Raw genomic sequence first — 12,812 nt, 5'->3', positions numbered from 1 at the left:
AAGAAAAAACCGAAGCCTAAGCTTCGGTTTTTTCTTTATTCATCAAAAAATTATTTTTGATCAGGTAAAGCAAAGGCAATAATATAGTCGCCAACATCTTTAGAGTGGCTTGCACCACCTGCAGAAATCACAACATATTGTTTGCCAGTTTTTGGAGATTTATAAATCAGCGGTGCAGCAACAGCAGCAACAGGAAGCTCAGCTTTCCACACTTCTTTACCAGTTTTTGAATCCAACGCACGTAGGTAATAATCCTGAGTACCTGCGAAGAACACCAGACCAGAAGCGGTTGAAGTAGGACCACCCAGTGTAGGCATACCTAAAGGAATTGGCATATGGGTTTTCACACCTAATGGACCTAATTCTTTGGCTGTACCCATTGGTACTTCCCAAACGACTTTTTTAGATTTTAAGTCGATGGCAGTCATGGTACCAAACGGTGGTTTGTTACAAGGAACACCCAGTTTAGACTGCATGATGTCAATTTTCACACCCGCATAAGGACCAGCCAGTTGCGGATGTACTGTACCCATGAATCCTGGTACTTCGTCAGTTGAGATATGATATTTACTCATATCTTCTTTACGAACCAATGACATACGAAGTGGCATACGCATATCGTTGACGTACATCATGCCAGTAGATTCATCAATGGAGATCCCACCCCAGTTGAAACCACCAAGCAGACTAGGCCATTCGATATATGGTTTTTCACCAGGTGCAGTGTATAGACCGTTATAGACAGAATCTTTAAAGTCGATACGACATGCCAGCTGGTCAAAGGTTGAGATGCCCCACATATCCTGCTCAGTCAATGTTGCATTACCAATTTGTGGCATGCCAACAGAGAATGGTTGGGTAGGAGACAATTTTTCGCCTTCAGCACCATTGGTGTCGACTGGACGTTCTTCAACTTTAGTGACTGGTTTACCAGTACGGCGGTCAAGAACGAAGATTTGACCCATTTTGGTGGTTTGAATCAACGCAGGCACTTTTTTGCCATGATCATCAGTCATGTCGTAAAGCACAGGTTGTGACGGCAAGTCATAATCCCAGACATCATGGTGAACAGTTTGATAAGACCAAACAGTTTTACCAGTCAAAGCATTTACCGCAACAATTGCAGAACCAAATTTTTCTTTGGCTCCGTTACGGTCGCCGCCCCAGTAGTCAGGAGGACCATTACCTGTAGGTAAGTAAACCAAATTCAGGTCTTTGTCATAGGTTGGGATAGTCCACATGTTCGGTGTTTCTAAAGTAAAGCCTTTGCCATCTTTAGGTTCACCAACCAGTTCAGGATTACCAACATCCCACGCCCAAGCCAATTTACCAGTACGAACGTCATAAGCACGTACAACACCAGAAGGTTCGCCATGCACAATATCACGTACCCAACCGCCTAATACAGCAACATGGCCGGCAATGAGTGGGGTCGATGTTGGGTGGTAACGTTTACTTTGCTCAGTTGGGCCCATGTCATGCAGAACATCGACTTGACCATTAACACCGAACTCAGGACATAAAGCACCTGTTTTGGCGTTCAAAGCAATTAAACGGCCATCAACAGTAGAAGTCAGGATACGTTGTAGACAAGCTTTAATACCCGGTGCTTGTAAGTCTGCTGCAGTTAAAGATTTGTCTTTAGTTGCATCATAGTAACCAACACCACGGCAAGTGATATGCTCTGCAGTTTTTGCATGTGGATCATATTTCCAAAGTGCTTTACCACTGTCACCATCAATTGCTGAAATGATGTTAGTCGGTGTACATGAATATAAAGTACTACCAATTTGAATTGGTGTATTTTCATCGACACCGGCAGAAGTATCACGACCAGTGTGATAAGTCCAAGCCACTTTTAGATCTTTGACATTTTCAGGGGTAATGTCAGTGTACGGTGCAAAGCGGGTACCGTTACCATTACGACCGAAATATTCCCAGTTGTCTGGGTTTTCTGCATTCGGTTTAGCCAGTGCAGGGTCTTGTACGATATCAACAGGATTGAGGATTTTGCCGTGTGGGAAGAACGCAGCAATCAGGGCTGCGACACAGGCAAAGAAACCGGCAAAGCCAACAAGATTGGCAGCTTTGATTTTTGCAGCATTGAGTGCTGGCAGGCTTTTGCTTGCCCACATGCTGAGGACAAACAGAATAGTTGGAACCACCAGACGTGGGATATATTGCCAGAAGCTCAAACCTTGAACTTCAGCAATAGACCAGAGGAGGGTTGCAATAAAAGTAACAATAGAAAGCCAGAAACCAAAGGCTTTTTTCATCGCATATAAAATGGCGATTGCAACATAGGCAATCCCTGCGATGAGATAATAACTTGTACCACCGAGGCTGAGTAATTTAGCGCCTTGAATGATCAAGTACAGCGCAACAAGTAAAGTCAGCACGACAACAAAATATCGATAGACTTTAGACCCTGTACGCTCGATAGAGGAGGGTTGTTCAGTGCTCATACCTTGCCTATAAAAAAACGGCTTGGTTGCATAAACGGTGAAACAGGAGAATGGGATCAAAACAGATCGAATTTAAAGTTTACAGAGTTTATGTAACTCAGTCTTTAGCGAGGATAAATCCTCAGGAGAAATCAATTACAGTTACATATTCTAACATTTAAGAATGAATTTTTGACTAAAAAATATAATGTGAGTATTGATATTTATCATTTATTTTATAGTTTTAAACAATTGTGTTTTTCTAAGTGTCCTAATTATAAGAAATTTTAAATAAAGAATAGCTTGGGTTAATTCTTTTAAATTTAAGACTTACTGGATATAAAAAACGCATACTTTAAGCATGCGTTTTAGGATTGCAAAAGAATTTTTGCAGATTATTTTTCTACGAATGCACGTTCAATTACGTAGTCACCCAGAACACCCATACGAGGAGATTCTTTCAGACCGTGTTGATCCAGCAGTGCAGCAACATCGTCAAGGAATGCAGGAGAGCCACAAAGCATTGCACGGTCAGTTTCAGGGTTGAAACGTGGCAGTCCGATTTTCTCGAATAATTGACCAGATTCAATCGCAGTAGTTACACGACCTTGAGTATGGAACTCTTCACGGGTAACAGTTGGGTAATACACTAATTTTTCTTTAGCACCCAATTCACCGAAGAATTCATGGTTTGGAATTTCGTTAAGAATCAAATCTTGGTAAGCCAGTTCTGAAATGAAACGTGTACCGTGAACGACGATGATTTTTTCAAAACGTTCATAAGTTTCTGGATCACGAATCACAGAAAGGAATGGTGCAAGGCCAGTACCCGAAGAAAGCAGGTACAGGTTTTTACCTGGGTTTAAATCATCAAGAACCAGCGTACCTGTAGGTTTTTTAGAAACCAGGATTTCGTCGCCAACTTTAACTTTTTGTAGAATAGAAGTAAGAGGACCATCTGGCACTTTAATAGAGAAAAACTCTAGCTCTTCTTCATAGTTTGCACTTGCGATTGAATACGCACGCATTAAAGGCTTGCCATTGACCTCAAGGCCGATCATCACAAACTGACCGTTTTTAAAACGTAATGCAGTGTCACGAGTCGTTTTAAAAGAGAATAAAGTGTCATTCCAATGGTGGACGTGAGTAATCTTTTCGACGTTAAAAGCAGCCATTAAAGGTCTCAATAAGTTATCAAATTAGAACAGGTTGCTATTCTAATCTAAATTCATTCTCTATAAACTGAATATATTTAATTGAGCTTATCAAAAAAAGTGATTATGACCGAACTCACTCTGCCGATTATTGGCTATATGCATTCTCCCTATAAAGAAAAGTTTGGCATCCCGCGTCAGCCTAATTTGGTACAGGTTGAAAGCTATATTGAAATGACCGGTCCATATAATGATTTACTCGCATTTGAAGGCATCGAAGAGTTTAGTCATCTCTGGTTAGTCTGGCAGTTTCATGATAATAAAAATCAGCAGAGCCAGCAATTTCGTCCGCAGGTTCGTCCACCCCGTTTAGGCGGAAACCAGAAAATCGGGGTGTTTGCGACACGTAGTATGTACCGTCCTGCACCCATTGGTTTATCAGTCGTGAAATTAAATCGTGTCGAAAAAGTCGGTAAAAATGTCCGGGTTTATGTCACAGGAAGTGACCTGTTAGATGGAACGCCGATTATAGACATTAAACCCTATATTCAGTATTCAGATGCCGTGATTGAGGCACAAAGTGGTTATGCACAGGATGAGCCACAACGTAAATCGGTAATTTGGACAGAAGAGGCGGAGCAGCAAAAACAGCAGTTCATGAGTAAGGGAAAAGTTTCTCCACAAATACTGCAAGAACTCGAAAAAGTTCTCTCTTTGGATCCGAGACCTGCTTATCAGGATGATGAGGAACGGGTTTATGGAATGAAGTTTGCGGATTTAGATGTGAGGTTTTTGGTAAGAGAGTTATCTGTTTATATATCAGAAATAGAATATACTGAATTGTGATTGAAGAAACTAAGATAAGCGTATCTTATATACGCTTATCTCTAGTCATATTTTTACTTCAATTTACGATATTTATCAATTTCTTGACTAGCAGTAGAGTTGAAAACAGTACATTCTTTTTGTAAAGATTGAATATATAACTCTTGTTCTAAAATATCCTCTGCATCTGTAAGGTTGTCAGACTTAAGTTCTTTTAAAATTTGTCTTTCAATTTCAATTTCTTTATTTAAAGAGTAATAGGTACCTGATTTATTGTATTCACCCATTCGATATTTATTATCAATTTGCACAAGGGCACTAACATATTCATTTGGGTAAATTGAATTCGAGATGAAAGCGTTATATCCACCTAAGTTTATAGTTTTATATCCGTCAGAGAATATGTCTGGGAAACTATCAAAAGTATCGTATGGATTTTGATACATCATAATGAAGTCTTTGCTCGAAGATAAACTTAATCCTCTTAAGCATTTTGAGCCACTTGGAAATGTCTTGCCTTTAAGTTTTGAAAGATAGAGTTGTCCGAAATCCCCATAATTATTTAGCTTGGGTTCGGAAGAGACTAGATACAGATGAGTGTCTATGTATTCAATCAATGGTTTACCTGATAGATCGACTAACTCATATTTTTCAGTTAATTGAAGGCCTGTATGTCCAATTTTAGAGGATGGAATATAAGTTTTCTCAGTCACCGAGTTTTTTAGAAGTGATCCAATTTTATAGCCTAATTCAGGATCTTTATTTAACTCTAATTCGTACAGACCTTCATTGGTTAAGTAATCACCAAAAATATACAGTTCATTTATATCAAGATTTTCCATATCTTTTAGGTTGCTTAAATAGTCTACACGGACATACTGCGTATCTCCTTTACTCGTAAAAGTGAGTTTGTCGAATAAATAATCGGAGCCAGTAAAATATGAAGGAGAATAGGCAGACCATTCGGAATCATTTGTTGTAGTATTTCCAGTTCCAGTTCCAGTTCCAGTTCCAGTTCCAGGGTTTGAATCAGAAGAAGAGGAGCCCCCACCACAAGCACTTAGCATGAATGCACTAAAAACTGCGAGTGATAAATTCTTAAATTTCATAAAAATCCCTATAAAAAATCGTAGTAATAAAATTGTTTTTTAAAATAAAGCAGACTAATTATAGCGAATAAATATCAAAATTAAATTTGCAAAATATATAAAAATTAACTATTTAAATATACTTAACAATCAAAATGTCATCCACCACAAAATACCAATCAACACCGCCATATGCAAAATCTGTACTGGCGCAAAGTACAGGGAAAATTTGAAACCACCTGTTACAGCAGCATTGACTGACTTGGCTACAGCATGTGCGCCCAGCCCCAAAAGCAGGGCATAGATCAGCCGGGTATTGGATGGATCTCCTTGAATGACCACACTGGCCATTGCGGCATGAATTTCAAATAAGGACGCAAATAAAGTACCCGCCAGAAGACCAGCATTGCCCAGTAATATTTCCAATCCATAAACGCCAGCCTGAATCAGGGTTAATGCGGCAGCGATAATCACAGCTTCCTTGAGACTAAACATTTTACTGTCAGAAGATTCCGGAGACTCCTGATTTTTGGCTGGTTCGGCTTTATGTAATAATATAAATGCACATGCAGCCAGAATAACCATAGCGACCAACGACGGTAGAAGAAGAATTTTTAGCCAATCCCAGGAAACGCCTCCCACTACAATAAATAATAGAACCAGTGTCGAAATGCATGACATCAGGGCAGCGCCAGCATTGGATTTTGCATCCATTTCACCTTTGCGCACCTGTATCCCCAGTTGAGCAATAGTTGCGGTACTGGAAACAAAACCTGAAGCAATTGAAGACAGCATCAAAGCATTTTTAGTTGAAAAGAAACGTTTAGCGATATGTGCCAAAGCTTGAACTACCAGTATGAGAGTTACTAATTTTAAAATCAGATAAGGGTTCAGCACTTCACCCCATAAAGGCTGGTCAGGGGTTAGCGGTAAACCAATCAGAATCAAGGCTAATAATAGTAATCCATCCCTAAATTCAGCCTCAGTAATCCACTGTCCGGCAATATTATGCATAGAGTGTTTGGCCATTAAAATTATCGTGATCAGAACTGCTAGCCCTGCAGCCAGAGGAATATTCCATAAACAAATCGCCCCTATGAAATAGGTCATGATAAAGGCCAATTCAGTGGTAATTCCCGGATCTTCTATCTGGTTTCGGATAGAAAAAATGACGATGCCGCCAATAATGAGTGCACCGGCCAGACCCATTGCCATTCCGAATAAAAAGCACAATGCGCCTAATAAAGCACAGATCGCAAAAGAGCGTAGCCCGGCAAAACTGGCCTGTTCTTCACGCTGTTTGTGCCGTTCACGTTCCAGTCCGATTAGCAAACCACATCCTAAGGCAGCAGTCAGGATGGTAAGCAACTCATGAAAGGAACTACTTTCACTTAAGGGAACCACGCTTAAATCCATACCTGGCCTCAGCGATTGAATAAAATATCCTGATTGAAATATAGGCGAAAAATTGATACATCGACAAGCAGAAAAAGGTTATGAACTCAAACCCAAGTGATGTGCTTAATGTTCATGAAAGATAAACCCGCTTTCTAGTTTGAGAAGTCGCGATGGAATGCGAAAAACAGGAAAAACTTGTTATAGTGGAGGCAGTTTTGGGGACCATCAATCATGAAATTCGATTTTGAAATTGATACAGGCTGGTGTTTGGATCAGCTTTTAAAAGACGGAAAAATAACTGAACGTGACCGGATGCGAGTTCAGACCACACATCGTCAGCGTGAACAAATAAAATGGCATCCTTTACAATGGATCGCACACTTTAGTCTGGTTGATCAGTCCCATCCTCAAAGTACTTTGACACTCAACCGTTTATGTCAGTGGCTGGCAGAAAAAACCGGTTTAATGTTCTATATCATCGATCCGCTCAAAGCTGATGTGCAGGCCTTGACCAATGTCATGTCACAGGAATATGCACTGCGTAACCGTATTCTGGCAGTAGAAATTCAACCAGATAAAGTTCTGATCGCCACAGATCAGCCTTATAAAACTGAATGGGTCTCAAACCTCGAACAGAATATTGCACCAAAAAAAATTGAACGGGTATTGCTCAATCCGGAACAGCTCCAGCGTTATATTGTTGAATATTATCAGGTCAGTCGTGCAGTCAGTGGCTCGCAAAAATCATCTGCTTATGACCGGGAAAATAAAGGTGTAGAAGCCTTGCTGCAACTGGGTGATTCCCAGAATCCGGATGCCAATGACCAGCATATCGTGAAACTGGTAGACTGGGTGCTGCAATTTGCCTTTGAGCAGGGTGCCAGTGATATTCATATGGAACCGCGCAAAGACACCGGCAAGATCCGTTTTCGGATTGATGGAGTATTGCATACCATCTATAATATGCCAGCCAATACCTTGACCGCAGTTATTTCCCGAATCAAGATTCTGGGCCGGATGAATGTGGCAGAAAAACGTAAACCACAGGATGGTCGTTTAAAAACTCGGACTCCAAAAGGGCAGGAAACAGAACTGCGTTTATCGACCTTACCCACCGCATTTGGTGAAAAGCTGGTAATGCGTATTTTTGATCCGGAGGTTCTAGTCAGAAGTTTTCAGCAGCTCGGTTTCGAAGGACATCTGCTCAATGACTGGAATAATCTGACCAGCCATAGTCACGGTATTATTTTGGTCACCGGACCGACCGGCTCAGGTAAAACCACCACACTGTATTCCACTTTAAAGCAGCTTGCGACTGAGCAGGTGAACGTCTGTACGATTGAAGATCCGATTGAGATGCTGGAACCAAGCTTTAACCAGATGCAGGTCAATAACGGGATTGAGCTGGGCTTTGCAGATGGTGTGCGTGCACTGATGCGTCAGGATCCGGATATTATTATGGTGGGTGAGATTCGTGACCAAGATACGGCCAATATGGCGATTCAGGCTGCATTAACCGGTCACTTGGTGCTTTCTACCTTGCATACCAATGATGCGCCGTCGAGTCTGACCCGTTTGCATGATCTGGGTGTACAGCCATTTTTAACAGCAGCGACTATCCTGGGGGTTCTGGCCCAACGTCTGGTGCGTAAGCTATGCCCACACTGCAAGCAGGAGAGTTTTCTGGATGAGCAGGAATGGCAACATCTGGCAGTGGACTATCCTTTACCACGTCCGGAATTTGTCTTTAAAGCAGTTGGCTGTGAAGAATGTCGTCATACCGGTTATAAAGGCCGAATCGGGATTTATGAGTTTATGCCGCTTAGCCTGACCACCAAGCAATTAATCGGAGCGGATGCTAACCTGAATCAGTTACGTCAGCAGGCAAAAAAAGAAGGGGTAGAACCTTTACGGATTGCCGGTGCTCGCAAGATTCTGGAAGGGGTCACCACGCTTGAAGAAGTCTTGAGAGTTGTGCCATTAAATTAATTCTGAAGATGAAGCAATCTTAAGATTTAATTCATCTTCGGCTGTTTTAATAGCATCATCGAAACAGGGCAAGACTTTAAAAAGAGGTAACTGCAATGAAAATGATGATGAATACTGTTTTAGCAGCTGCATTAATGGGTTCAATTGGGACTGTCGCAGTTGCGAGTAGTGAAACTGCGGTGAATCAGGCTGCATTTGCTAAAACGACTACAGTTAAGCAAGTGTTGACCATGAAAGATGACAGCAAGGTTCAGCTGAAAGGTTATGTGGTAAAAGCTGTCGGTGATGAAAAATACCAGTTCCGCGATAATACCGGCACCATCACTGTCGAAATTGATGATGAACTTTGGCAGGGTAAACCTGTATCAGCTAAAACACCTGTGGTAATCATTGGTGAAGTAGACATTGACTATAAACCTGCGAAACGTGTTGAAATTGATGTCGACCAAGTTCAGTTCTAATTTCAGCATAATTTCCTGAACTGAATCTGAAGACAGCAACAAAAAACCACATGCAAGTTACCAAAAAGCATGTGGTTTTTTTTTGAGTCTTGAACTTTTTCAAGGCAAGATAGAAAGATAAAATAAGCGGAGCATAGCATGCGTATTCTTTTGGCAGAGGATGATGAATCTCAGGCGGAAAGTATTCAAACCTGGCTGGAAATGGACGGTTATGTGATTGATCGGGTTGATCGTGGGGATCATGCCATTCTGGCGATTCAACAGCATCAGTATGACTGTATTTTGCTGGATCGTGGCCTGCCGAATGCAACTGGAGATGACATTCTTAAAAGCTTGCGCAATAAACAGAAAGATACGCCCGTTATATTTATCACCGCCAAGGACAGTATTCATGATCGGGTTGCAGGACTCGATCTGGGGGCCAATGATTATCTGGTAAAACCTTTCAGTCTGGAAGAACTTTCCGCTCGCGTACGTGCCCAGCTCAGACAAAAACAGCAAACGCCAAATCATATCCTGGAATGGCAGGATCTTAGTCTGGATACTCAGGCCAAGACCGTAATGAAGGCGGGACAGAGCATTAATCTGACTGCAAAAGAATTCCAGATTTTATATAAGCTGATGCAAAAACCAGAACATATCATTACCCGGGAGCAGCTGGAGGAATCACTCTATGCCTGGGGAGATGAAATCGAAAGCAATGCGATTGAAGTCTTTATTTATCAGCTACGTAAAAAAATTGGCAGTCAGATGATTAAAACCATTCGTGGCTTGGGCTACCGGATGCATAAACCCGAGGCCTCCATATGAAGGCACCCATTTCCCTGCAAAGCCGGCTGATTCAACATGCCATGTTCAGTTCCATACTGGCAGGATTTCTGGCGTGGCTGCTGTTATTGGGAATTTCCAGCTATCAGGCGATTGATTTGCATGATGACCTGATGGAGGAAATTTCAGAGTTACTTTTAGGAGATGTGAACCAGGCCAAAAATACGCAGGTTGATGAAATCAGTGAGCAGTTTGATATTCAATATGCCTTATTGCTGAATCAGCGGGTACTGACCACTTCAATTGATGATGAACTGATTAATGAGATACCACTTGCACAAAAAAACGGGTTTCACTTTGATTATGAAAAAGGTCATTTTATTCGAATTCTGATTGCTGAAGATCAAGATTTGAAAGTGAAAGTGGTACAACCGCTTTCGGTACGCTTTGATGAGCTTTGGCAAACGACTTTAGGTTTCGCCGGGATTTTATTTATCCTATGGATATTACAGTGGCTGATTTTACGTTTTGCCATTAAGCGGCAATTAAGACCTTTAAATAAAATTTCCCGAGAAATCGGTTCTAAATCTGCACAGGATCTCACTCCGGTTCAAAGTCCTGATCCTGAGATTACTGAATTGCAACCGATTATCCGTCAGCTGAATGCCATGTTGAGCAGGCTGGAAAAGTCATTGGCTGCCGAGCAACGTTTTACTGCCGATGCTTCACATGAGTTGCGTTCCCCATTGTCTGCCATTCAAATGCGTTTACAGGTGCTGAAACGTAAATATCAGGAAGATGCTCAACTTAGGCAAGCGTTACAGATGATCCAGAATGATGTCAACCGTGGTACGCAGATTCTGGAAAACTTACTGTTATTGGCTCGGCTCGATCCAGAACATGCAGAGCAGTTGCCCAAACAGCAGGTGAATCTTAAAGTATTGGTTCAGGAGGTCTTACAAGCTTTACAACCTTTTGCTCAGGAAAAAGAGATCCACTGGAACTTAAAACTTGAAGATGCAGTGATTGAAGCAAATGCAGAGCTGATTTTTAGCTGTATCCGCAATCTGGTTGATAATGCCATTCGTTATACGCCGATGCAGGGACAGGTCGAAATCAGGACGATAGTTGAAGGTCAGAATCTACAACTTATGATTGAAAATTCGGGAGAGGGAATTCAGAAAGAAGTTGTTCAACGTTTAGGTGAGCGTTTTTACCGCGCCTTGGGCACGCGAACACAAGGTTCAGGTTTGGGATTGTCGATTTGTCAAAAGATTATGCAGTTACATACGGCCAAGATTGATTATGCGCCGTCAGTTTTGGGTGGGCTTAAAGTTTCATTAATTTTTCAATCTGAAGAATAAAGATATTAGATATAGCAATTAAAAAAAGCAGTATGCGCTGATTCATACTGCCTGTTCCCACGTTTATTATTTTTGGAGTATTTAAATTACTTAGTCAGGATGAGACGATTGTTACGAGTCAAACGTAGACGGTATTCTTCACCCGCATGCATGATCCGGATTTCTCGTCCTAGCGCAAATAAATTGTTCGAATGCAACATCGGTAGCGCATGCTGAGTATCATTATTGCGGGTAAATAGGCTAAATGGTGCGTTCATTCCGTCGACTCCGTGGTGTGTTTTGGATTGATTTAAATGATAATCATTATCGAATAGATCTGTCAACGAATAATTGCTGCATTTATAAAAAACTCTAATTTGCTTACAATCTGTAAAACTTCAATAGTTCAGAACATTATGTCTAAAGCCACAATTCATGTCGCAATCGCTATTTTATTTCATCACAATCAGGTTCTGGTCGGTTGGCGTGAAGCTAAACAGCATCAGGGCAATAAATATGAGTTTCCAGGCGGAAAAGTAGAACAGGGCGAATTGCCTATAGAGGCATGTCGACGTGAAGTGATTGAAGAAGTCGGAATTGACATCGAAAAATGGCAGGCTTTTGATTTTATTTCGCATGAATATGAAGATGTCATCGTCAATCTGCATATTTTCCATGCTTCGGTTCAGCCAGAACAATTAGCTGGAATCAAGCAGCCTTGGCGCTGGTATAGCCGGAATGAACTCAGTGAACTAAATTTTCCTAAAGCCAATCAGGCCATGATTCAAAAGCTGCAATGGCCGAGAAAGATCAAAATTTCTGAAGACTTGAGTCACCTGAATAATCTGGAAACAGACCAGATGCTGTATTGGCGAGTAATGGCCAGCCCTGAACACATTAGCCAGTTACAGCAGATTCCAGTCGATCAGTTATCCAGATTGATCATTAATCAGGAACTTTGGTCACAATTGAATGAATTGCAGCAGCAAACCATTCGTACGCTTCACCTGAAACAGTCTCAATTGATGCAACTGCAAAAAGGGGAGTTAGCTGGTCGCTATCGTTATCTTGCAGCCTGTCACGATCTGGAAGCATTAAAACATGCAGAAAACATAGGCTGTGAAGCAGCTTTACTCAGCCCGGTACTGGCAACAGAAACACATCCTGATACCGCAGCTTTAGGCTGGGAAAAATTTAAACAGATGGCTGAACAGGTACAGATTCCTGTATTTGCCTTAGGCGGTATAAAAGCTGAAGATCTAGACCATGCTCAAAACCAGCATGCTTATGGGATTGCAGGGATCCGTTATGTTTAAGTCAGAAACTTATTATAAATAACCGG

11 protein-coding genes are annotated in these 12,812 nt (G+C 41.4%); 6 read left to right on the top strand and 5 right to left on the bottom strand.

The features are described from left to right. Positions 1 to 50 precede the first annotated feature (50 nt). Positions 51 to 2,465, bottom strand: coding sequence for a membrane-bound PQQ-dependent dehydrogenase, glucose/quinate/shikimate family (locus tag FTU00_RS02615; protein WP_180179024.1), 2,415 nt, complete (start codon positions 2,463 to 2,465; stop codon positions 51 to 53). 374 nt (positions 2,466 to 2,839) lie between these two features. Then, entirely contained in the window at positions 2,840 to 3,619 is a 780-nt protein-coding gene (locus FTU00_RS02610; RefSeq protein WP_005236496.1) for a ferredoxin--NADP reductase, read from the bottom strand. A gap of 105 nt (positions 3,620 to 3,724) precedes the next feature. On the opposite strand from FTU00_RS02610, the gene tsaA reads away from it, so the two are divergent. Further along, complete coding sequence (gene tsaA / locus FTU00_RS02605; protein ID WP_180033815.1) at positions 3,725 to 4,444, top strand: tRNA (N6-threonylcarbamoyladenosine(37)-N6)-methyltransferase TrmO; 720 nt, start codon at positions 3,725 to 3,727, stop codon at positions 4,442 to 4,444. A gap of 53 nt (positions 4,445 to 4,497) precedes the next feature. On the opposite strand, the gene FTU00_RS02600 is transcribed toward tsaA, so the two are convergent. Together FTU00_RS02600 and FTU00_RS02595 are read right to left on the bottom strand one after the other, a co-directional pair. Beyond that, positions 4,498 to 5,532, bottom strand: a complete 1,035-nt coding sequence (locus FTU00_RS02600; protein ID WP_180179023.1) for a hypothetical protein — start codon at positions 5,530 to 5,532, stop codon at positions 4,498 to 4,500. Positions 5,533 to 5,661: 129 nt separating this feature from the next. Then, positions 5,662 to 6,927, bottom strand: a complete 1,266-nt coding sequence (locus FTU00_RS02595) for an MgtC/SapB family protein (RefSeq protein WP_180105115.1) — start codon at positions 6,925 to 6,927, stop codon at positions 5,662 to 5,664. A 213-nt stretch (positions 6,928 to 7,140) separates the two neighbouring features. Between FTU00_RS02595 and FTU00_RS02590 the strand changes: the two genes are divergently transcribed. The 4 genes from FTU00_RS02590 to FTU00_RS02575 all read left to right on the top strand — a co-directional run bounded on the left by FTU00_RS02590 (position 7,141) and on the right by FTU00_RS02575 (position 11,491). Further along, the gene (locus FTU00_RS02590; protein ID WP_180033818.1) at positions 7,141 to 8,898 is read left to right on the top strand and encodes a GspE/PulE family protein; all 1,758 of its coding nucleotides are present in this window, start codon (positions 7,141 to 7,143) and stop codon (positions 8,896 to 8,898) included. Between the two features lie 95 nt (positions 8,899 to 8,993). After that, positions 8,994 to 9,359 (top strand): NirD/YgiW/YdeI family stress tolerance protein, encoded by a 366-nt coding sequence (locus FTU00_RS02585; RefSeq protein WP_180179022.1) that lies wholly within the window; start codon positions 8,994 to 8,996, stop codon positions 9,357 to 9,359. A 138-nt stretch (positions 9,360 to 9,497) separates the two neighbouring features. Then, a complete protein-coding gene (locus FTU00_RS02580; protein ID WP_180179021.1) occupies positions 9,498 to 10,169 on the top strand; it encodes a response regulator transcription factor in 672 nt (223 codons plus the stop codon). Further along, on the top strand, positions 10,166 to 11,491 hold the full coding sequence (locus FTU00_RS02575) for a HAMP domain-containing sensor histidine kinase (protein ID WP_180179020.1): 1,326 nt from the start codon (positions 10,166 to 10,168) through the stop codon (positions 11,489 to 11,491). The genes FTU00_RS02580 and FTU00_RS02575 overlap by 4 nt, the downstream gene beginning before the upstream one ends. A gap of 86 nt (positions 11,492 to 11,577) precedes the next feature. On the opposite strand, the gene hemP is transcribed toward FTU00_RS02575, so the two are convergent. Then, positions 11,578 to 11,748, bottom strand: a complete 171-nt coding sequence (gene hemP / locus FTU00_RS02570; protein WP_004784247.1) for a hemin uptake protein HemP — start codon at positions 11,746 to 11,748, stop codon at positions 11,578 to 11,580. Between the two features lie 138 nt (positions 11,749 to 11,886). Here hemP and FTU00_RS02565 point away from each other — a divergent pair, with 138 nt between their 5' ends. Further along, positions 11,887 to 12,786 (top strand): NUDIX domain-containing protein, encoded by a 900-nt coding sequence (locus FTU00_RS02565; RefSeq protein WP_180179019.1) that lies wholly within the window; start codon positions 11,887 to 11,889, stop codon positions 12,784 to 12,786. Positions 12,787 to 12,812: the final 26 nt, after the last annotated feature.

The sequence above is a fragment of the Acinetobacter sp. YH12041 genome, from assembly GCF_013419975.1.
Taxonomy (GTDB): Bacteria; Pseudomonadota; Gammaproteobacteria; order Pseudomonadales; family Moraxellaceae; genus Acinetobacter.
The sequence above is the reverse complement of the archived record's forward strand: the minus strand, read 5'-3'. Positions and strand labels throughout refer to the sequence as shown.

What these genes read in the sequence shown, in the direction of transcription:
- FTU00_RS02615 (WP_180179024.1), bottom strand. Translation starts at nt 2,465, where the DNA reads ATGAGCACTGAACAACCCTCCTCTATCGAGCGTACAGGGTCTAAAGTC.
- FTU00_RS02610 (WP_005236496.1), bottom strand. Translation starts at nt 3,619, where the DNA reads ATGGCTGCTTTTAACGTCGAAAAGATTACTCACGTCCACCATTGGAAT.
- tsaA (WP_180033815.1), top strand. Translation starts at nt 3,725, where the DNA reads ATGACCGAACTCACTCTGCCGATTATTGGCTATATGCATTCTCCCTAT.
- FTU00_RS02600 (WP_180179023.1), bottom strand. Translation starts at nt 5,532, where the DNA reads ATGAAATTTAAGAATTTATCACTCGCAGTTTTTAGTGCATTCATGCTA.
- FTU00_RS02595 (WP_180105115.1), bottom strand. Translation starts at nt 6,927, where the DNA reads ATGGATTTAAGCGTGGTTCCCTTAAGTGAAAGTAGTTCCTTTCATGAG.
- FTU00_RS02590 (WP_180033818.1), top strand. Translation starts at nt 7,141, where the DNA reads ATGAAATTCGATTTTGAAATTGATACAGGCTGGTGTTTGGATCAGCTT.
- FTU00_RS02585 (WP_180179022.1), top strand. Translation starts at nt 8,994, where the DNA reads ATGAAAATGATGATGAATACTGTTTTAGCAGCTGCATTAATGGGTTCA.
- FTU00_RS02580 (WP_180179021.1), top strand. Translation starts at nt 9,498, where the DNA reads ATGCGTATTCTTTTGGCAGAGGATGATGAATCTCAGGCGGAAAGTATT.
- FTU00_RS02575 (WP_180179020.1), top strand. Translation starts at nt 10,166, where the DNA reads ATGAAGGCACCCATTTCCCTGCAAAGCCGGCTGATTCAACATGCCATG.
- hemP (WP_004784247.1), bottom strand. Translation starts at nt 11,748, where the DNA reads ATGAACGCACCATTTAGCCTATTTACCCGCAATAATGATACTCAGCAT.
- FTU00_RS02565 (WP_180179019.1), top strand. Translation starts at nt 11,887, where the DNA reads ATGTCTAAAGCCACAATTCATGTCGCAATCGCTATTTTATTTCATCAC.